Genomic DNA, 19,924 nt, shown 5'->3' with positions numbered 1-19,924 from the left:
CCGCCCCTTCCCCGGGCGGGCACGGCGTCCCCATGATTCACGGGCGCCGGGATGGCGCCAGCGCTGTTACATCACTGCGCGGCGTCGCTCGGGAGCGTGGCGGCGAGCCGGCGGACGCACTGCTTGGCGTGCCACAGCACCTGCCCCATCGCGCTGGTCTGGTCGCATGCGGCCATCAACAGTTGTGGCGGCTGCACCGGGATGGTCAGCATGAGCACTTTGCCGTGCGAGGCTTCGAGAATCAGCGCGCCGAGCGAGCCGATCGCCAGCTCGCGGCCGAGCGCCTCGGCCAAGGCCAGCATCGAGCTGGTCATTGCGGCCAGGCGGCTGACGGTTTCTTCTTCGCGCCCGACCTGCGCAAGGGCGAAGCCATCCAGGCTGGCGACCACCACGCCCATCAGCCCGTCCACGTCGTGCACGAGGGTGCTCAGGTGTGCGTCGACCTGCGCACGCACCGGGGCGATCGCCGCCATGGGGGAGGCGTCACTCATGGCAGGCCACCAGGGCTTGGCATTCAATCTGGCTCATCAATACATCCATTACGGTAAGAACCTGCATCGGATCGCGCGGATCCACCATCACAATGGGCAACTGCCCCTCATCGCGTTCCAGCCATTGTTCGCAGGCCGCGCGTCGGGTCGGGCTGGCGTCATCCATCCGGGTAATCCCCATCACCACCGGCAGCGGCGTGGGATGGCGGTCGACCGCGTCCAGGTACGGCCTTATCTGCTGGTCCGGTGGCCCCGCATCGGCGTTGACCAGCACGATCGCACCGCTCGCGCCTTCCAGCAGGATCGGCCACAGGAAGTCGAACCGGATCTGGCCGGGCGTGCCGTACAGGCGCAGGCGGTCACCGCCCGGCAGGTCGATGTCGCCGTAGTCCAGGGCCACCGTGGTGAACGGCTTGTCGGCGCTCGGGTCGGTATTGCGCACCTCGGTCGAGACCGCCCTGCCCTGCGCCAGGGCCTGGACCAGCGTCGACTTGCCCGCGCCCATTTCACCCAGCACCACGATCTTGTATTCACGCATTTTCATCGACTCCAGCGGTTGCGCACATCGCGCCACATCCGGGCCAGCGCATTCCCGCCGGCCCGCGCCGCCGGGGCTGCCGTCAGCCTCGCTGCCGGGTCCGTGTCGGTGTGCGCATAGCCAGTCAGATAGGCGGCATTGAAAAAGGCCTGGACCTCCTCACGAGGCACGCCCAGGATCGAACTGCAGGCATCCACGTCGAGTGCATGCTGGATCAGCAGCGCGCAGATGCGGAAATCGTCATGGCGGTGGGCCAGGACGCGGAAGTCGGGCCAGCGCCCCAGCTTCACGCAGCTGTCCCGGCGCAGCGGCGGCAACGGCGCGTGGTCCGCGCAGGCGCCCAGGCCCACCTGCCAGAGCAGCGGGCGCAACGCCACCGGCCGCGCCCGCCGCGCCTGCACGTCGAACAACGCCCGCGCGATGGGGAGCAGCTCCAGGCGCGGCACCGCATCCACCAGGGCCGCCTGGAGCATTGCCAGCGACACCGCGGAGGGCTCGGCCAGCACCGCCTGGCTCTGCTCTGTGTCCAGCCAGCCCAGCAGCTTGCCGTTGCAGATGATGGCGACGCAGTGCACCGGCCCGTGCTGGCGGCGCTCGCCCGTCAGGCGACGGCGCAGGTCCTCCACGAAGGGGGGCGGCACCATCGCCATTGAAGGCAGTGCCGTGCATGCATCGAACGGCGCGGGGCGGCAGCGGCTCATGTCGCGCACCTTGCCGCGGCCGCGGTCGATGAAACGGACAACATCATGGGGGGCTTCGTGTTTGAGCGGAGGCGTGGCAGGCGCCGCAGGGCGGTCACCGTGCGACGGGGCCTAGAAGAACATCCGACACCCTGCGCTGGCGATGCAAAAAGTGCGAAAACGCACCCGGCGCTGGTGTTTTGCAATATGTTGCAATGCTTTACCGCGGCGCGACGCTACAGTGCACCACTGCACAGTGGTGTAGTTCGCCTTTCGCACTAGTTGTATATACAAGAAATATTGAATTGCCGAGAATTTCGGCTCAGAACGAGGTTCGGTGCAGCCGGAAGCGCACCTGCAGGCGTGCGGCAACGTGCCCGCGTCGTTTCCCCTGTTCGCCCGCAAGGAGTTGCACCGTGACCATTCGCGTCATCATCGCTGACGACCATCCCGTCGTGCGCATGGGAGCCCGCGCCCTGCTGGAAAGTGCGGGGCGCTTTCGCGTGGTGGCCGAGGCCGCCACCCCGGACGAGCTGCTGGGCGCGCTCGAACGCGCCCCTTGCGACGTGCTGATGACGGACTTTTCGATGCCCGGCGGATCGTCGCCCGACGGCCAGGCCATGCTGGCCATGATCCGGCGTCGGTATACGGCGCTGCCCGTCGTACTGATGACCATGGTGTCGAACGTGCCCACGCTGCGCATGGCGTTGAAGAACGGCGTGCGCGCGGTGATCGACAAAGTGTCTTCGGTGCAGGACATCCCGCGGGCGATCGACGAAGTGCTCGCCGGTGCGCTGTACATCAGCAGTGGGTTGCGGTCGCAGCTGTGCGCCGACGAGGAGCATGTCGGGTCGCTGTGCGCATGCCTGTCGCCGAAGGAGCTGGAAGTGCTGCGGTTGTACTCCTCGGGGCTGAGCATCACCCAGATCGCCACGCGCCTGGATCGCAGCATCAGTACGATCAGCCGGCAGCGGATCTCGGCAATGAACAAGCTTGGCCTGCGCGCCGAATCGGAGCTGTATGCGTTCGCCAGCGAGCATGGCCTGTCCATGTCGCCATCCTTGGCGCCGCACGCCCGCCTGCATACGGCGGCCTGACGCCCGCCTCGGCCACACCGGCCTGCGCGCGCGGGCACTCCCGGGGCGCCGCACCCGGCGGCGCCCCGGTCACCACGCGTTATTCGGCGGTGATGCGTGCCTCGTCACCGTTGCCATCGACGATCACCCGGCTGCCGACGGACAGGCCCGAGACGTTCTCGCGCAACTGGGTCGTGCTCAGCACGCGGCCCCCATCCAGGCGCACCTTGACCATGTAACGCGTGGCCGGGCCTTCGCCGGCGATCTTCTCGCCCACCACGCCGCCCACCTTGGAGCCGCCAGCGGCCGCGACCGGCACCGCGATCACCCCGGCCTCAGCGTGGCCGGCGTTCGACAGCCCCGTGGCCGCCGCGAGGCCGCCGAGCATGCCCAGGTTCTGCCCCACGGCGCGCCCGAAGCGCGTGCGCTTGGAGGTGTCCTCGCCACGGTTCTGGATGGGCTGCATCTCCTCGATCACGCCAGGCCGCTGCTTGGCCCATGCCGGTGCGGCCATCGTGGCTGAAACCAGCAACGCGGCCAGGACGGCGCGCATGGGCACGCGGAAAAAGTTCTGCATGGGGCGAATCTCCTTGAGTGTGTGTGGGGCCGAACGACGTGCGCGGTCAGCGCCGCGGCTTGGGCCCGACGATGTCGGTGTCGCACTGGGGGCCGTCATGTTCCCAGCGGCGGATGATGCCGTCGCGGTCGGCGACGTAGGTGATGTCGCAGCGGTGTTCGGGAGGGTGTTTGACCTGGTGGTCGATGTATCGGAGGTCGCCCACCGAGCCGTAGACGTTCTCGGTCCAGCCGGGCTTCTTGGTGTTGGAGGTGTAGTAGGTTTCCATCGAGGTATCGTCTTCGTCGATCTCGAGGCGGCCACCGTCCACGCGCAGCTGCACCAGCAGTTCGGACGCGTCTCGGCCGATCCATGCGTCGGCGCGCGCCTTGGCGTCAGCGCCGAGCGTGCCCTCCGCCCTCGACGTGCCGGCCAGGCCGAGGCACAGCAGTGCGCAGGCCATGGCGCGTGGCGTGAATGACAAAGCGTTCATCGGCAAGACTCCCCGTCCTGGTGGGATGCTGGTGCTGCAGCACGCCCACGGTCTAAATGGTTATCTTGGTGAGTCTAGGTACGTGATCGATGGGCGCCTATCGGGATTGATTGGATGTTCGGGTAGGGGTACTCCTACTCGATCTGGCGCCCCGGCGGCGGTGGACGACCTGGCGGCGGGATGACCGCTTCGGTGGGGATCGCTATGCTGCCCTGCCCCCTTTTGAGGAACGTCGCATGCGCACGCTTTACCCGGCGATCGCTCCCTATCGCGAGTTCGCACTGGCCGTCGATGGCCTTCATACGCTGCACGTCGAGGAATGTGGCCGGCCAGACGGCATTCCGGTGGTGTTCCTGCACGGCGGTCCGGGTGCCGGCGTCTCGCCTACCCATCGGCGCTTCTTCGATCCGGCCCGCTACCGCATCGTGCTGATCGACCAGCGCGGCAGTGGCCGCTCCACGCCCTTTGGCGAGCTGCGCGACAACACCACCGCGCACCTGGTGGTGGACATCGAGACGGTGCGCGCGCACCTGGGCATCGAGCGCTGGCTGGTCTTTGGCGGCTCGTGGGGGTCCACCCTCGCACTGGCCTATGCGCAGGCGCATCCGCAGCGTGCCACCGGCGTGATCGTGCGCGGTGTGTACCTGGGACGGGCGGAAGAGAATCGCTGGTTCAACGAGGCCGATGGTGGCGCCCGCTGGGTGTTCCCGGAACGCTGGGCGCGCTACGAGGCGCATATCCCCGAGGCCGAACGCGAGGCGATGATCGCCGCCTACTGGCAACGCCTGGACAGCGATGACCTGGCCACCCGGATCGCGGCGGCACAGGCCTGGCTGGGTTGGGAGGACCACGCCGCCACCCTGGTTCACGACGTCGATGCGGTATCGACCGCCGACCCGCTGGATACGCTGGCCAAGGCGCGGATCGAGGCGCACTACTTCCGCCATAACGCGTTCCTGGCGCACGGGCAGCTCCTGCGTGGCATCGATCGGATCCGGCACCTGCCCGGGGTGATCGTGCAGGGTCGCTACGACATCATCTGCCCGGCCCGCAGCGCGTGGGACCTGGCATGCGCGTGGCCGGAAGCCACGCTGGAGATGGTGCTGTCCGGGCACGGCGCGACCGAACCGGCCACCGCCGATGCGCTGGTGCGGGCCACCGATGCATTTGCGGACCGGATCGCCGGGCCGTCCGCGTAGGCGCCGATACCCGCACTCGCATGGTTCGCCTGCACGGGCGCGTGGCGCGCGCTTAACCTGCGCGGGTGCACGCTGCCAGGCGACTGGAAGGAGCGCGCGACCCTCATGAATCACTTGCTTGGCATTTCCATGCTGGCCGTCGCACTGGCGGCGATGACCGGCGGCTGCACCGCCACCCCCGCGGGCACGACCGGCGCCGGGCCCAAGGCCGCCACCGGCACCGCCACCGCGCATGCCGACGCAGCTGCCGGCGCGGATGCGTACGCCGAGCCCGGCCGCGGGATCGCCGTGCGCAAGGTGCCCGGCACCCATGTCGTGCGTGACTTCAAACGCAGTTACCTGGCCCTGGACGCCTGGAAGCTGTATCCCGCGGCAGGCAGCGTGGGCACGCCGCTGGTGGCGGTGGTGCTGGACGGCTCCAATGCGGTCACGTCGGCGGAGATGCGGGTGGGGCGCAGCGATGCCGCGGCCGATGTCCAGGACTGCCAGGTGCCGCCCGATGAAGCGATGGGCCCGGTCGATACCGTCGAGGTCGGGGGCGTGCCGTTTGCCCATGTCACGCTGGGCGATGCGGCGATGAGCCATTACCTGTCCGCCGACAGCTACCGCGCCGTCCACGGCGGCGCCTGTTATGCCATCGACCTGATCATTGCCGGCACCCGGCCGGACGTCTATGACCCGCCGCGCACGCCGCCCTTCAGCAAGGACGCCGCGACGAAGGTGCTGGCCGCTGCGTTGGCCGCCGTGCACTGGCAGCCCTAGCCGACGCGTCCATGCCGTCAGAGCGCGCAACACTGCTGCGCTGCCCACGCCGATCAGGACGGCAGGCAGCATCGAGACCCGACTGGCGGCCAGCAGTGTAATCGCCGGTTCAATCGCGTCGGTCGGGCGTTCGGCCACGAAATGCAGGGTCGACGCAGCACGGTGGGCAGGCGCCAGCCACACCCTGATCAACACGTGCGGGCTGTTGACCTGCATCGCCATGGCCACGATCAGCAAGACGTGCAGCGGGAACGTCCACACCGCAATGGCGGCGAACGCCGAGCCATCGACGCGTCGACACCGGTCAAAGCCCCGTCGACTGCGCGGAGTGCCTTCTGGCTGGCGGGGTACCCGATACCAGCGAAAACGGCGCGAAGCCCACCATCACCATCACCGGCAGCGCATCCAGCAGCCCGCATCCATCAGGCCCCAGCCCGCAGGCAACTGTCGGCGGCGCGACGGGCGGCAGCGTGGACCAGGGCATTGCCGCGCGCGTTTCGTCCCGCAGGCGCCGGCAGCCACGCTGTCGCGCCGCGCCGCGCCGATGATCGTAGCGGACCGGTGGCGGCCGCGGTCACGGCGCTTGATCCGGCGCCCACGTGCGCTGCGGCATGATCAGCGCGAAGGCAATGACGCGCGTGCGACGCGTCCTGCACCGCAATCAAGGAGATGGCGTGAGCGACTGGTCCCCCCTGCCCCGCGCGTTCTACCAGCGCCATCCCACCCTGGTGGCGCCGGCGCTGTTGAACAAGCTGCTGGTGCGCGATGACGGTCGCGCCGGCCGGATCGTCGAGGTCGAAGCCTATGCCGGCAGCGAGGACCCGGCGGCGCATTCGTATCGCGGCATGACCGCGCGCACGGCGACGATGTTTGGCGAGGCCGGGCACCTGTATGTGTACTTCAGCTACGGCATGCACTGGGGCAGCAATGCGGTCTGTGGCGATGTGGGCCAGGGCTGGGGCGTGCTGCTGCGGGCGTTGGAGCCGGTGCACGGGCTGGACCTGATCCGTGACGCGCGGCCGGCGATACGTCGTGACCGCGACCTGGCCAGCGGCCCGGGGCGGTTGTCGCAGGCGATGGGCATCACCAAGGCGCTGGATGGCGCCGACCTGGTCCGTAACGATCGCGGCGTGCGGATCGTCTGCGACGGCGTCGCCCCGCCGTCCGAACCGGCGGTGGGGCCGCGGATCGGGATCAGCAAGGCGCTGGCGTTCCCCTGGCGCTGGCATGTGCCGGGGCATGCGCACGTGTCGGGGGGCGTGGGCGGCAGGGGCCGCGCCTGATCAGGGCGAAGGCGCGGCAACCGAGCGCATGTCGAGCATGCTGCCCGCCTCCCACTGCCGGCCACCGATCACGAACGGCACGCTGACCCGGGTGCGCCCGATCACCGCGCGCCCGTTGGCCGTGGCCGGCACGAAGAGATGGGTGCGCAGGGCTTCCATCGCGGCGCGGTCGAGGTCGCGGCTGCCCGAGCTTGACGCCACCGACATGCCGATCGCGCGGCCTTCGGCGGACACCTCCACCCGTAGCACCGCCTCGCCCTCGATACCGGCGCGGAACGCGGCGGCCGGATAACGCGGCAGGTGGCTGCGCCAGTAGGCGGCATCGAGCGACGGCGCGACCGGCAGCGTGGCGCCGCGATCCAGCCCGAGTTGCGCGCGCACGGCGGGCTCCAGGCCCGCCGGGCAGGCATCGCTCGCCGCGGGCACGGGTTCCCTGGTGCAGCTATCGGTGTGCCCGCGCCGGCAATCGATCTGGTCCAGCTGGCGGTCCTGCAGGGCCGCGACGCACGCCTGTTCGGGCGTGGCTGGCAGGTGGGTGGGCTGGGCACGGATCGCGCGGATCAGCGCAGCGCAGCCGGCCGCCTCGCCGGCCCGGCACTGCACGGCCTCCGGACTGTCGGCGGTCGGGAGCTCTGCGGCGCTGGCCAGCGTGGCCCAACCGCCCACGATCAACAGGGCCATCGCCCGGCCCCGAGTGTGTCTTTTCATGGCGCTGCTCCGTCCCTGATGGCGGCAGCGATGGTAACTGAATGGGAGTGCCGGGCCGAGGCCGCTGGCCGAGGGCCAGAGCCGTTCAGACAGGCAAATCGTCATTCCGGTGTAAAATTCATCGTTTTAGCAGGAATCATGGCGAAAGCCCCCTACCGACCGCCCGTGCCCGGCCCGGCCTTCATCCGCCTGCTGGCCGGGTTTGCCGATGGCCCCCTGCCTGCCGCCAGCCCGGACATGAGCGACCGCCTCAGCCAGTGGGTGGACTGGAACCGCGCGGTGGCGCTGTCGCGGGCGCTGGATGGGCGGCTGCCTGCACTGGCCGAGGACGCGCCGGTGTTCGACAGCGCCGAGCAGGCCGAATGCGCGCGGGTTCGCACGGTGTTGGCGGGGTCGATCACCGCCGCCGCGGAGGGGCGGCGCGCCACGACCAGCGACGACTATGCCCCGCACCGCCAGCATTGCATGGCCGTGCAGCGCTCGATGCAGGCATCGACCGGGCGCCTGCGTGGTCGCTTGCGCGACATGCTGGGTCATGCCGGGGCGCCGATGGCACGCCTGGCCGAGGTGGACGCGGTGATGGAGCAGACCCTGAGCCCGCGCGAGCAGGTGCTGCTGGGCACGGTACCGACGCTGCTGGGCCTGCATTTTGAACGTCTGCGCGCGGCGGCCTCGCCCGCGCCGGACGACAGCGACAACGCGCAGGCGCTGCCGGCACCCGCCCACGAGGGCTGGCTGGCGCGCTTCCACAAGGATATGCAGGACGTGCTGCTGGCCGAACTGGATGTCCGTTTTCAACCGATCGAAGGCCTGCTTGCAGCGCTTCGCCCCCGATAACTGGGACGCCATGTTCAGAACGAGTCTTTATTTTGTTGTCTTCCTTGCCGGCCTGCTGGCGGCGTGCTGGATCGGTGCCGGTTACCTGGGCAGCAATCCGGTCGGCGCGGCGGTGGCCGCGGTGATCGTGGCCTGTTACTGCGCCGGCGCACTGGAGCTGCTGCGCTATCGCCAGGCGACGCTGGGGCTGGGCCGCGCCGTCGCGGACACTGCGGCCGCCGCATCGGACCTGGGCGCATGGTTGCAGCGGGTACCGGCCGGGTTGCGCAACGCGGTGCGGCTGCGCGTGGAAGGCGAGCGCGTCGCGCTGCCGGCGCCGGTGCTGACCCCTTACCTGGTAGGGCTGCTGGTGCTGCTGGGCATGCTCGGCACCTTGCTGGGCATGATGGCCACCCTGCGCGGGACCGGGCTGGCGCTGGAGAGCGCGGCCGACCTGCAGGCCATCCGTGGCTCGCTTGGCGCGCCGGTCGAGGGCCTGGCGGTCGCGTTCGGTACATCGATCGCCGGCGTGGCGACCTCGGCGATGCTGGGCCTGCTGGCCGCGCTGGTGCGCCGCGAGCGGTTGCAGGTGGTGCAGGCGCTGGATGCGCAGATCGCCAGCCAGTTGCCCGCGCATTCCAGCCACTGGCAGCGTGCCGAGGGGCTGCGCATGGCGCAGGCCCAGGCCGAGCTGATGCCGGTGCTGGTCGAACGCCTGCATGCGATGACCGTGGCCATCGAGGAACGCAGCCACCAGGCCCAGCAGCAGCTGCTGGAGAGCCAGGCACGCTTCCATGCCAAGGCCGATGCCGACCATGCGCAACTGGCCGCGTCGGTCGAGCTGGCGCTGAAAGACAGCGTGGCCGCGAGTGCGCGTGCGGTGGGCGAGGCGCTGCAGCCGATCCTGCAGGACACCCTGGCGGCGATCACCCGCGACACCCGCGCGTTGCAGCAGCACGTCGGCGATGCCGTGCAGCAGCAGTTGAGCGGCGTCCATGCCGGGTTCGAGGCCAATCAGCTGGCCAACGCCGCTACCTGGCGCGACGCGCTGGCCGCGCAGCAGCAGGCCGAGCAGCAGTCGCGCAGCGCGCTGCACGACATGCTGGAGCAGCTGGCGACCCGGCATGACGCACGCGCCGCCGGCCTGCTCGATGCGCTGTCCGAGCGCATGGACGCCAACGTGAGCCATTGGGGCAGCGCGCAGCTGGCCCAGCAGGAACGCCAGCAGGCGCTGGCCGACGACCTGCGCGCCAGCCTGGCCGACTTCACCGAACAGCACGGCCGCCACGCCACCGGCCTGGCCGATGCGCTGGCCAGCCGCCTGGACGCCACCGCCGCCCGCTGGGCGGCCACCCAGCAGGCGCAGCAGCAGGCCAACGATGGCCTGGTCGCCGCACTCGACGCCGCGCTGCAGCGTTTTGCCGAGCAGCACGACACCCGCGCCACCGACCTGGCCGATGCCCTCGCCAGTCGCCTGCAGGACAGTGCCACGCACAACGCCGCGGCCTGGCGCGACGCACTCGCCCAGCAGGAGGCCAGCACGGCCCTGCTGGCCGAGCGCAACCAGGCGGCGCTGTCGGCGGCCGCCGCGAGCTTCGATACCCATGCCACCGCGCTGGTGGCGGCGATGCAACAGTCGCAGCAGGCCCTGCAGGACGCCCTGGAATCACGTGACGCGCAGCGCCTGGCCAGCTGGAGCGCAGCGTTCGACACGCTCACCGGCACACTCGGCCAGCAGTGGACGCAGACCAGCGCCGCGGTGGCGCAGCGCCAGCAGGACATCTGTGATGCGTTGGCGCGGACCGCGCAGGACATCAGCGCGCAGACCCAGGCCCACGCCAGCGAGACCATCGCCGAGATCTCGCGGCTGGTGCAGGTCGCCTCCGAAGCGCCGAAGGCGGCCGCCGACGTGGTGGCCGAGCTGCGCCAGAAGCTGTCGGACAGCATGGTGCGCGACACGGCCATGCTGGACGAGCGCAGCCGCCTGCTGGCGACGCTGGAAACCCTGCTCGATGCGGTCAACCATGCCTCCACCGAGCAGCGCACGGCCGTGGATGCGCTGGTGACTACTTCGGCCGACCTGCTGGAACGCGTGGGCAGCCGCTTTACCGAGCACTTGGCGGCCGAGACCGACAAGCTTGGCGCGGTGGCCGCGCAGGTGACGGGCAGCGCAGTCGAGGTGGCGAGCCTGGCCGACGCGTTCGGCGATGCGATGCAGGTGTTCGGCAGCGCCAGCGCCGGCCTCGGCGAGCGCCTGGAGCAGATCGGTGGCGCACTGGATGCCTCCTTGGCGCGCAGTGATGAGCAGCTGGCCTATTACGTGGCCCAGGCGCGCGAGGTGATCGACCTGAGCGTGCTCTCGCAGAAGCAGATCATCGACGAACTGCAGCAGTTGGGCAGCCGCCGTGGCGCGGGCAAGGCCGCCGGCGCATGAGCGATGAAATCGAGGTCGACGGCGAATCCGGCGCGCCGATCTGGGCCGCCTTCGGCGACCTGATGTCGGTGCTGCTGGGCGCGTTCGTGCTGATCCTGGTGGGCGTGGTGGCGCTGCAGCTGGAGCTGTCCACGCGGCTGGACCATGAGGTCAAGCAGCGCCAGGCCGAGGCCGCACGGCGCAAGACGCTGGAGCAGGCGTTGGCGGTACCGCTGGCGGCCGGCCGGGTGACGCTGGTGGATGGCCGCATCGGCATTCGCGGCAGCGTGTTGTTCGCGTTGAACTCCGACCAGCTCCAGCCCGAGGGGCGCGAGCTGCTCAAAAGCTTGGCGCCGCCGCTGGCCGAGTACCTGTCCTCGCGGGAAGAGATCCTGATGGTCAGCGGCTTCACCGATGACCGGCAGGTGCGCGAGGGCAATCGGCAGTTCGCCGACAACTGGGCGCTGTCGGCCGAGCGGGCACTGACCGTGACCCGGGCGTTGATCGCCGAGGGCGTGCCGTCCTCGGCCGTGTTCGCTGCGGCGTTCGGTGCCGAGCAACCGGTCGGCAGCAATGCCGACGAAGAGGGACGCGCCCGCAACCGGCGCGTGGAGATGGCTCCGATCCCGCGGCCGAAGGCCACGGTGGCCACCGATGCCCCGTAAGCCGGTCGACCCGCGCACGCGGATCGCGGCGTGGCGCGAGGACCCGACGCACCGCCACGACCCGGTGGGCCTGGCGATGCTGCATGCGTTGCAGGCCCGTGCCCTGCAATACCAGGGCCCGGCGCGGGAGCTGCTCGAGCAGCGCCTGGTGGCGCGCGTGGCCGAATACGCCGGCCGGCTGCCGCGCGGCCGCAAGGGCGCGCCGATGCCTGCGGCCGCGCGGCCAGCGCCGCTGGCCGCGCTGGCCGCCGAGTTGGCCGCACGCGCAGTGCCCACCGATGCCGCCAGCGCGTACCCCGCGCTGCCGGCGATCGAGGAATTCCGTGCGCTGTGGGCCACCGTGCGCAGTCGCGGCCAGGTGCGCCAGTCGCTGGCCGCCGCCCCCAGTGACGGCGGCCCGCTGAACTCGGCGGTGCTGGTGCAGCGGGCCATCACGCTGATGGGCGAGACCTGCCCGGAGTACCTGAAACACTTCCTGGCCTACCTGGACAACCTGTCCTGGCTGGACCAGCTGCAGCCGCGCAACGCGGCCCCGGCCAAGGACGTGGGCCGCGTTCCCAAGCCGCGCCGCAGCCGCACGCCCAAGGGCTGATCCGCCGCGCCACCCGGTGCCGGCGTGCCGCGGCTATACCAACGTATATCCGAACGAACCCACGGGACGCTAGGCCGGAGGGCTGCGTCTGCGGACAATACGCGCACCGGCCCGGCGCACCGCGTCGCGCCGCTCCCCTTCTTCCGCCACCGGAGGTCCCCATGGATCCCGATCCTGCCGGGCGCCGCGCGCCGCTGCTTCCTCCCCTGCCCTGTTCGACCCCGGCGCCTGGCCGGCGGCCTGCGCGCGACTGAGTCCGGGCAGGCCGGCCGGGCGTTGCCTGCCCGGAGGCTGTCCGATGCACTACAAGATCCTCTACATCACCCAGCGCCGCCTGATCGGTGAGCGCAACGTGGCTGCGTTGCGCAGCCAACTGCTGGCGCACGGCGCGCCGCTGTTCGCCCGCGCCCTGGTGCTCGGCTCGGAACGGGTCATTGCCGATGCGCTGAGCCTGTTGCCGATCACCGAGCGCATCCGCGTGTTGCGGCACCTGCCCGCCCCGCTGCGGGCGGCGATGCAGCCGCTGTGCACGCAAGGCAGCCCGCACCCGCTGCGCCCTGCCAGCCCGTTCGTCACCGCCTGCGCCCAGCACGCCTGAACCCTGCATGCGCTGCCGCGCCCGAGCGTGCGCGGCAGTGCCCGCCTTTTCGAGGAGTTTGCCCATGACCCTGCTGCATGCATGGTTCGATGCCTTCCTGCGCAGCCGTCGTGCTGCGAGCCTGTTCCGCCGCCGTGCCCTGCCCGATGCCGGCGCGGGGCGCGGCGCGGCATCGGCGATGCCGGACGATGTCAGTGCCGGCCTGCTGCGCCTGGCGCACGCGCCGCTGGCGGCGGCGCTGGCCGGACTGGACGCGCACCCGGATGGACTGAGCGCGGACGAGGCGCGTGAGCGGCTGGCGCGGCTCGGCCCCAACGAGATCGATCACGAAAAGCCGCTGCCGTGGTGGCGCCACCTGTGGCAGTGCTATCGCAATCCGTTCAACCTGCTGTTGAGCGTGCTGGCGATGGTGTCCTGGCTGACCGAGGACATCAAGGCCACCGTGGTCATCGGCACCATGGTGGCCTTGTCCACGCTGATCCGCTTCGTCCAGGAGGGCCGCTCCAACCGGGCTGCAGAACGCCTGAAGGCACTGGTTGGCAACAATGCCCGGGTGCTGCGGCGTGCGCCGGGCACCGAGGCCGCCGAGCTGGCCGACACCTGCGTTGGCGCGCACCTGCACAGCCGGCGCCCGGCGCAGCAGCGCTCGCTGCCGATCCGCGAGCTGGTTCCCGGCGACCACATCGTGCTGTCGGCGGGCGACATGATTCCCGCCGACTGCCGCGTGCTGGGCGCCAAGGATCTGTTCGTGGCACAGGCGGCGATGACGGGCGAGTCGCTGCCGCTGGAGAAGTTCGCCGAGCCCGACCCGCAGCAGGCCCACCTGCTGGACCAGCCCAACCTGTTGTTCATGGGCACCAACGTGGTCTCCGGCTCGGCCACTGCCGTGGTCCTGGCCACGGGCAACCGTACCTGCTTCGGCACCATCGCCCAGCGCAGCACCGCCAGCGAGCGCGCGCCGACGGCCTTCCAGGCCGGGGTGAACAGTGTGAGCTGGCTGCTGATCCGTTTCGCGCTGGTCATGGTGCCGTTCGTGCTGCTGGTCAACGGCGTGACCAAGGGCGACTGGCCGGAGGCCTTCCTGTTCGCGCTGTCGGTGGCGGTCGGGCTGACCCCGGAAATGCTGCCGATGATCGTCACCTCCACGTTGGCCAAGGGCGCGGTACTGCTGTCGCGGCGCAAGGTGATCGTCAAGCGGCTGGATGCGATCCAGAACTTCGGCGCGATGGACGTGCTGTGCACGGACAAGACCGGCACGCTCACCCAGGACCGCATCGCGCTGGAGCGGCATACCGATGTGTTCGGCAATGATTCGCAGGACGTCCTGGCCTTCGCCTACCTCAACAGCCACTTCCAGACCGGGCTGACCAACCTGCTCGACCGCGCGGTGCTGGAGCACGTCGAGCTGCAGACCGAGCTGCGCCTGGCCCAGGACTACCGCAAGGTGGACGAGATTCCGTTCGACTTCGAGCGCCGCCGCATGTCGGTGGTGGTGTCCGAGCGCGAGGACCACCATGAGCTGATCTGCAAAGGTGCCGTGGAGGAAATGCTGGCGGTGTGCAGCCACGTGCGCGAGGACGGTCGCGACCTGCCCCTGGATGCGGCCCGCCTGGCGCGCGTCCGCCAGACCACCGAGGAACTCAACGAGCAGGGGCTGCGCGTGGTGGCGGTGGCGATGAAGGAGACCCCGGCAGACCGCCAGGTGTACTCGAAGGCCGACGAGCACGCGTTGACGTTGCTGGGCTATGTGGCCTTCCTCGACCCGCCCAAGGAATCCACCGCGCAGGCGTTGCAGGCATTGGCCGCACACGGGGTGGAAGTGAAGGTGTTCACCGGTGACAACGAACTGGTCACCGCACGGGTGTGTGCCCAGGTCGGGCTGCCGGCCGAGACCATCGTGACCGGGCCGCAGCTGGAACGCATGGACGAGGCGGCGGTCTGCGCGGCGGCGCTGCGACATCGGGTGTTCGCCCGCCTCACGCCCTTGCACAAGGAACGACTGGTGCGCGCATTGCGTGCGCACGGCAAGGTGGTGGGCTTCCTGGGCGACGGCATCAACGATGCCCCGGCGCTGCGCGCGGCGGACATCGGCATCAGCGTGGACAGCGCGGTGGATATCGCCAAGGAAGCCGCCGACATCATCCTGCTGGAGAAGAACCTGATGGTGCTGGAGGACGGCGTGATCCAGGGCCGGCGCACCTTCAGCAACATGCTCAAGTACATCCGCATGACCGCCAGTTCCAACTTCGGCAATGTGTTCTCGGTGCTGGTGGCGTCGGCGTTCCTGCCGTTCCTGCCGATGCTGCCGCTGCAGTTGCTGGTGCAGAACCTGCTGTACGACGTGTCGCAGATCGCCATTCCGTTCGACAACGTGGATGAGGAACTGGTGCGCCAGCCGTTGAAGTGGAACCCGGCCGATATCGGGCGTTTCATGGTGTTCTTCGGCCCGATCAGCTCGATATTCGACCTGAGCTGCTTTGCGCTGATGTGGTACGTCTTCGACGCGCGCACGGTGGCCGACCAGAGCCTGTTCCAGTCGGGCTGGTTCGTGGTGGGCCTGCTCACCCAGACCCTGATCGTGCACATGATCCGCACCCCCAAGGTGCCGTTCGTGCAGAGCATCGCCGCCCCGCCGCTGCTGCTGATGACCGGCCTGATCATGGCCATCGGCGTGCTGCTGCCGATGAGTCCGTTGGCCGGCTATTTTAAGCTGCAGGCACTGCCGGCGGGCTACTGGCCGTTCCTGGTGGCGATCCTGTTCGGCTACGCGGTCCTGACCACGCTGCTCAAGAAGGTGTACATCCGCCGTTACGGGTGGCAGTGATGGATTTCAATCCGCACCTGCCGGCCTTCAACGCCGGTGCCACGATCAGCACCCTGATCAGCCTGTCCACCGCCTTCGTGCTGGGCGCGGCGATCGGCCTGGAACGGCAACTGCGCCAGCGCACCGCCGGGCTGCGCACCAACACGCTGGTCGCGGTGGGCGCGGCGGTGTTCGTCGACCTGGCCGTGCGCTACCACGCCCTGCATGGCGGGCCGCCCTCGCCGCTGCATGTGGTGGCCTATGTTATTTCCGGGGTAGGTTTCCTCGGTGCCGGCGTGATCATGAAGGACGGCACCCAGGTCTCCGGGTTGAACACCGCCGCCACCCTGTGGGGTTCGGCGGCGGTCGGGGCGTGTGCCGGGATCAAGCTGCTGCCGGAAGCCGTGCTGGCCGCGCTGTTCGTACTGGCGGCCAACACGCTGCTGCGGCCGGTGGTCAACCGCATCCAGCGGCAGCCGCTGGAGGAGGCGTTCAGCGAGGCCACGTATGCGGTCACCGTGGTGTGTGAGCGCGATCGCCAAGCCGACGTGCTGGACCGGCTGCTGCTGCTGCTCGAGCAAGCGCACTACCCGGTGCGTGCGGTGGAGCCGCGTCCGTTCGGCGAGCGTGAGGTGCAGATCGAGGCCGTGCTGTATGCGACGGCGGTGGCGGCCGACGAACTGGACGCGGTAATGGCCACGTTGTCGGCCACCGACGGCGTATTGCAGGCGTTCTGGAATGCCACCCTCGACGAGTGACACGAGCGGCGCACCGCGCCGATGCTATGCTCCGCGCGCCGCACCATGCGGCGCTCCACCGGCACCACTGGGAGGTGTCCCGATGCCCGCTTCGCCTTCGCGACGTACCCTGGCCCTGCTCGGGCTGGGCCTGGTGATGGCGGCGATCTTCGCCGCCGATACGCTCACCGACTATGCGGTGGCAGCCGCATGCTTCTATGCCGCGGTGATTCTTGCCGCGTCGCGGATTCTCGGCCCACGCGGGCTTGTCCTGCTTGCGGCGGCCTGCGTCGCGCTGACCGGGGTGAGCTTCTTCCTGACCCGCTTCGGTACCTACCGGATCGGCCTGGTGAACTCGGCGATCGGCATGCTGGTGATCGTCATCACCACCTACCTGTCGTTGAAGATGGAGGCGGCCAAGGCGGCCGTGCAGGAGGCCCAGGCGCGGTTGCTGCGGGTGGCGCGCGCGTCCACGGTGGGTGAGCTGACCACCTCGATCGCGCATGAAGTGAACCAGCCACTGGCCGCCATCGCCAGCAGCGCCGAAGCCAGCCAGCGCTGGCTGGCGCAGGATCCGCCGAATGTGGACAAGGCACGCCAGACCCTGGCGCGCATCCTCGCCGATGCGCACCGCGCCAGCGACGTGATCGCGCGGATCCGGGGGCTGACCCGCGGGGCGAGCCCGGAGCGCCGCGGCTTCGATCTCAACCAGGCGGTGCTGGAAATGCTGGCACTGTCGCGCAGCGAGCTGGAACAGCACGCGGTTATCGTGACCACCCAGTTCGACGACGAACTGCCACTGGTGCTCGGCGACCGCGTACAGGTGCAACAGGTGATCGGCAACCTGATCCTCAACGCGGTGGACGCGATGGACGGGATTCCGGCCGCTGCCCGCCGCCTGACCCTGCGCAGCCTGCGCGTGGATGGCGGGCGTGTCGCCTTGAGCGTGCGTGACCATGGCAGTGGCCTGCCGCTGGAGGCGCCGGAGCGCGTGTTCGATGCCTTCTGGACCACCAAGGCCGGCGGCCTGGGGCTGGGCCTGAGCCTGAGCCGCAGTATCCTGGAAGCCAACGGTGGCCAGATCCGGGCCGAACCCGCCGAAGGCGGCGGCGCGCATTTCGTGTTCGAACTGCCGATCGATGACGGGGTGGCGCATGGCTAAGCCCCTCGCCCCCGCCGCTGCGCCGGCCCCGATCGTCTACGTGGTCGACGACGACCAGTCGGTGCGTGCCGCACTCGAGGACCTGTTGGCGTCGATGGGGATGCAGGTGCGCGCGTTCGACTCGATCGCCGCGTTCCTGCAGCACCCGCGCGAGGACGCGCCGGCCTGCCTGGTGCTGGACGTGCGCATGCCCGGCCAGAGCGGCCTGGAGTTCCACCGGCAGATGGCCAGCCATGGCCTGGCCCTGCCGGTGGTGTTCATCACCGGCCACGGCGATATCGCGATGGGCGTCGCCGCGATGAAGGAAGGCGCCATCGAGTTCCTGACCAAGCCGTTCCGTGACCAGGAACTGCTGGATGCGATCCACCTCGGTATCGAACGCGATCGCCTGCGCCGGCGCGACGACGAGGCCGTGGATGCACTGCGACAGCGCTGGGCACTGCTCAATCCCGGCGAGCGTGCGGTGGTCGATGGCGTCGTGCGTGGGCGGCTCAACAAGCAGATCGCCGGCGAACTGGGGGTCAGCGAGATCACCGTGAAGGTGCGCCGGGCCAATGTCATGCGCAAGATGCAGGCACGCACCCTGGTGGACCTGGTCCGGATGTACGACCGGTTGGAGCCGGGCTGATCACCGCCGGTAGTGGCCAGATGAGCAATGGGCATGAACCGGCCCCGCTGCGGGCCGCGGCGGCTTCCTAGAATGCGGGATGGCCGCAGACGCGGTGCCCTCCCTGGAACCTGCCGATGCGCGCTGCCCTGCCCTTTGCCCTGCTCACCCTGTGCGCCGCACTCGCCGCGTGCCAACAGGCGCCCTCTGCCAGTCCGGTGGCCACCGCCTCGGCGGCCCCGGTCGCCGAGGAGATCGCCTGGCGCCACGGCGATGTCGAGGATGCCTTCGCCGACGCGCGGCAATCCGGCAAGCCGGTGCTGCTTTACTGGGGCGCGGTCTGGTGCCCGCCGTGCAACAAGCTCAAGGCGACCCTGTTCCGCGATCCGGGCTTCATCGCGCTGACCCGCCAGTACATCCCGGTGTACCTGGACGGCGACCAGGAAGGTGCGCAAGCCCTGGGCGAGCAGTTCGGCGTGCGTGGCTATCCCACGTTGATCGTGCTGGATCCGCAGCGCCACGAAATCACCCGCCTGGCCGGTGGCAACGACAGCGCCGAACTGACCCGCGCGCTCACCCTGGCCGCCGGTCGCCGCACCGCGGTGGCCGATGTGCTGCGGGTGGCGGTGGTGTCGCCGCAGCGGGTGTCCGAGGACGACTGGCGCGTCCTGGGCGACTATGGCTGGGAAGTGGACGCCAACCGCCTGTCCGGGCAGCGCGACCCGGCGGCGCTGTTGCGGCAATTGGCCGCGTCCGCACCGGAACCGGCGCTGCAGCGGCGCTTCGCCCTGCTTGCCCTCGGCGCGGAAAGCAGCGGCAAGGACACGACGCCGCCGACGCCGGAGGCGCGGGAACAGGCCCGCGCACTGCTCACCACCGTACTGGCCGCCCCGGCCGAGGTGCGCGCCAACCGCGACCTGCTCGGCTACCAGGGACCGGCGCTGGTGGCCCGCGCCGCCGCGACGCCGGCGCAGCGGGAGCCGTTGGGCGGCCTGCTGCTGGCCGCGCTGGAGCGCGCCGACGCCACCCAGGACAACGCCGCCGATGCGCGGCTGTCCAGCGTGATCACCGAGCTGGCCCTGTACAAGCAGCAGCATGCCGGTGCAACGGTGCCGGCGGCACTGGTGGAGAAGGCGCATGAGCGGGTCGCCGCGGCCGATGCAGCGGCCACGACCCCGCACGAGCGGCAGGCGACGATCAGCACCGCGGTGTACGTGCTGCGCGAGGTCGGCGACGATGCGGCGGCGGAAAAGCTGCTGTTGGCCGAACTGGATCGCAGCCAGACCCCGTACTACTACATGCCGGACCTGGCCGAACTGGCCGAGGCGCGTGGCGACAAGGACGCCGCGCTGGAGTGGCTGCGCAAGGCGTACGCAGGCGCGCAGGGGCCGGCAACCCGGGTGCAATGGGGCGTGTTGTACGTGGAAGGCCTGGTGCGCCTGCGTCCGGACGATGCCAAGGCCATCGAAGACGCGACCGCGGAGGTGATCGCGGAGCTGGACGCGCAACCGGCCGGCTACCACCAACGCACGCGCCAGCGCTTCGAGCGGTTGGCGGGCACGCTGCAGACCTGGAGCCACGCCCATCACGGCCAGGACACGCTGGGCCGCCTGCAGGCGCGGATGGGGGAATCGTGCGCGAAGGCTGCGCCGGGTGCGGATGCCAGCGCGGCCTGCGACCGTTGGCTGAAAAGCTGAAGCAAGCAGGAGGGTGTCGGCCGCAAGGATGGGGATCGCGTGCCGAAC

20 protein-coding genes are annotated in these 19,924 nt (G+C 70.0%); 14 read left to right on the top strand and 6 right to left on the bottom strand.

Translation table 11 applies throughout. The features are described 5' to 3' along the window. Positions 1 to 71: 71 nt before the first annotated feature. Genes AC1DGC_RS13690 through AC1DGC_RS13680 form a run of 3 tightly spaced genes read right to left on the bottom strand, consistent with a single transcriptional unit; the run spans position 72 to position 1,679 of the window. Positions 72 to 491 carry a roadblock/LC7 domain-containing protein gene (locus tag AC1DGC_RS13690; protein WP_394162056.1) on the bottom strand — a complete coding sequence of 140 codons (420 nt, stop codon included), beginning with the start codon at positions 489 to 491 and terminating at the stop codon, positions 72 to 74. Then, positions 484 to 1,029, bottom strand: coding sequence for a GTP-binding protein (locus AC1DGC_RS13685; protein WP_478048193.1), 546 nt, complete (start codon positions 1,027 to 1,029; stop codon positions 484 to 486). Before AC1DGC_RS13685 ends, AC1DGC_RS13690 begins: the two co-directional genes overlap by 8 nt. 2 nt (positions 1,030 to 1,031) lie before the next feature. After that, positions 1,032 to 1,679, bottom strand: coding sequence for a hypothetical protein (locus AC1DGC_RS13680; RefSeq protein ID WP_478048108.1), 648 nt, complete (start codon positions 1,677 to 1,679; stop codon positions 1,032 to 1,034). A 446-nt stretch (positions 1,680 to 2,125) separates the two neighbouring features. Here AC1DGC_RS13680 and AC1DGC_RS13675 point away from each other — a divergent pair, with 446 nt between their 5' ends. Beyond that, positions 2,126 to 2,806, top strand: a complete 681-nt coding sequence (locus AC1DGC_RS13675; protein WP_394162061.1) for a response regulator — start codon at positions 2,126 to 2,128, stop codon at positions 2,804 to 2,806. Positions 2,807 to 2,885: 79 nt separating this feature from the next. Here the strand turns inward: AC1DGC_RS13675 and AC1DGC_RS13670 are convergent, their stop codons facing one another. Both AC1DGC_RS13670 and AC1DGC_RS13665 read right to left on the bottom strand, forming a co-directional pair. Further along, the gene (locus tag AC1DGC_RS13670; protein WP_478048107.1) at positions 2,886 to 3,362 is read right to left on the bottom strand and encodes a hypothetical protein; all 477 of its coding nucleotides are present in this window, start codon (positions 3,360 to 3,362) and stop codon (positions 2,886 to 2,888) included. A 46-nt stretch (positions 3,363 to 3,408) separates the two neighbouring features. Continuing rightward, positions 3,409 to 3,834 (bottom strand): hypothetical protein, encoded by a 426-nt coding sequence (locus AC1DGC_RS13665; RefSeq protein ID WP_478048106.1) that lies wholly within the window; start codon positions 3,832 to 3,834, stop codon positions 3,409 to 3,411. A gap of 236 nt (positions 3,835 to 4,070) precedes the next feature. Here AC1DGC_RS13665 and pip point away from each other — a divergent pair, with 236 nt between their 5' ends. The 3 genes from pip (at position 4,071) to AC1DGC_RS13650 (ending at position 7,078) form a co-directional block, all read left to right on the top strand. Beyond that, positions 4,071 to 5,033 (top strand): prolyl aminopeptidase, encoded by a 963-nt coding sequence (gene pip / locus AC1DGC_RS13660; RefSeq protein WP_478048105.1) that lies wholly within the window; start codon positions 4,071 to 4,073, stop codon positions 5,031 to 5,033. A 105-nt stretch (positions 5,034 to 5,138) separates the two neighbouring features. After that, positions 5,139 to 5,795 carry a hypothetical protein gene (locus AC1DGC_RS13655; protein ID WP_478048104.1) on the top strand — a complete coding sequence of 219 codons (657 nt, stop codon included), beginning with the start codon at positions 5,139 to 5,141 and terminating at the stop codon, positions 5,793 to 5,795. Positions 5,796 to 6,469: 674 nt separating this feature from the next. Continuing rightward, positions 6,470 to 7,078 (top strand): DNA-3-methyladenine glycosylase, encoded by a 609-nt coding sequence (locus AC1DGC_RS13650; RefSeq protein ID WP_478048103.1) that lies wholly within the window; start codon positions 6,470 to 6,472, stop codon positions 7,076 to 7,078. Here AC1DGC_RS13650 and AC1DGC_RS13645 read toward each other — a convergent pair whose 3' ends face one another. Next, positions 7,079 to 7,786 (bottom strand): energy transducer TonB, encoded by a 708-nt coding sequence (locus AC1DGC_RS13645; protein ID WP_478048102.1) that lies wholly within the window; start codon positions 7,784 to 7,786, stop codon positions 7,079 to 7,081. 138 nt (positions 7,787 to 7,924) lie between these two features. On the opposite strand from AC1DGC_RS13645, the gene AC1DGC_RS13640 reads away from it, so the two are divergent. The 10 genes from AC1DGC_RS13640 (at position 7,925) to AC1DGC_RS13595 (ending at position 19,876) form a co-directional block, all read left to right on the top strand. Then, positions 7,925 to 8,623 (top strand): DUF3348 domain-containing protein, encoded by a 699-nt coding sequence (locus AC1DGC_RS13640; protein ID WP_394162073.1) that lies wholly within the window; start codon positions 7,925 to 7,927, stop codon positions 8,621 to 8,623. Positions 8,624 to 8,633: 10 nt separating this feature from the next. Further along, entirely contained in the window at positions 8,634 to 11,036 is a 2,403-nt protein-coding gene (locus tag AC1DGC_RS13635) for a DUF802 domain-containing protein (RefSeq protein WP_478048101.1), read from the top strand. Beyond that, entirely contained in the window at positions 11,033 to 11,680 is a 648-nt protein-coding gene (locus tag AC1DGC_RS13630; protein ID WP_259202760.1) for an OmpA family protein, read from the top strand. The genes AC1DGC_RS13635 and AC1DGC_RS13630 overlap by 4 nt, the downstream gene beginning before the upstream one ends. Next, on the top strand, positions 11,670 to 12,272 hold the full coding sequence (locus AC1DGC_RS13625; protein ID WP_478048100.1) for a DUF2894 domain-containing protein: 603 nt from the start codon (positions 11,670 to 11,672) through the stop codon (positions 12,270 to 12,272). Before AC1DGC_RS13630 ends, AC1DGC_RS13625 begins: the two co-directional genes overlap by 11 nt. Before the next feature lie 298 nt (positions 12,273 to 12,570). Beyond that, positions 12,571 to 12,870 (top strand): hypothetical protein, encoded by a 300-nt coding sequence (locus AC1DGC_RS13620; protein ID WP_259202762.1) that lies wholly within the window; start codon positions 12,571 to 12,573, stop codon positions 12,868 to 12,870. A 64-nt stretch (positions 12,871 to 12,934) separates the two neighbouring features. Then, entirely contained in the window at positions 12,935 to 15,694 is a 2,760-nt protein-coding gene (gene mgtA / locus AC1DGC_RS13615) for a magnesium-translocating P-type ATPase (RefSeq protein WP_478048099.1), read from the top strand. Next, on the top strand, positions 15,694 to 16,431 hold the full coding sequence (locus AC1DGC_RS13610; RefSeq protein ID WP_478048098.1) for an MgtC/SapB family protein: 738 nt from the start codon (positions 15,694 to 15,696) through the stop codon (positions 16,429 to 16,431). Before mgtA ends, AC1DGC_RS13610 begins: the two co-directional genes overlap by 1 nt. An 82-nt stretch (positions 16,432 to 16,513) precedes the next feature. Beyond that, a complete protein-coding gene (locus AC1DGC_RS13605; RefSeq protein WP_478048097.1) occupies positions 16,514 to 17,572 on the top strand; it encodes a sensor histidine kinase in 1,059 nt (352 codons plus the stop codon). Further along, entirely contained in the window at positions 17,565 to 18,200 is a 636-nt protein-coding gene (locus tag AC1DGC_RS13600) for a response regulator transcription factor (protein WP_478048096.1), read from the top strand. Before AC1DGC_RS13605 ends, AC1DGC_RS13600 begins: the two co-directional genes overlap by 8 nt. Before the next feature lie 116 nt (positions 18,201 to 18,316). Next, complete coding sequence (locus AC1DGC_RS13595) at positions 18,317 to 19,876, top strand: thioredoxin family protein (protein WP_478048095.1); 1,560 nt, start codon at positions 18,317 to 18,319, stop codon at positions 19,874 to 19,876. Positions 19,877 to 19,924 lie beyond the last annotated feature (48 nt).

This window comes from Stenotrophomonas sp. 05N37 (assembly GCF_056397365.1).
The sequence above is the reverse complement of the archived record's forward strand: the minus strand, read 5'-3'. Positions and strand labels throughout refer to the sequence as shown.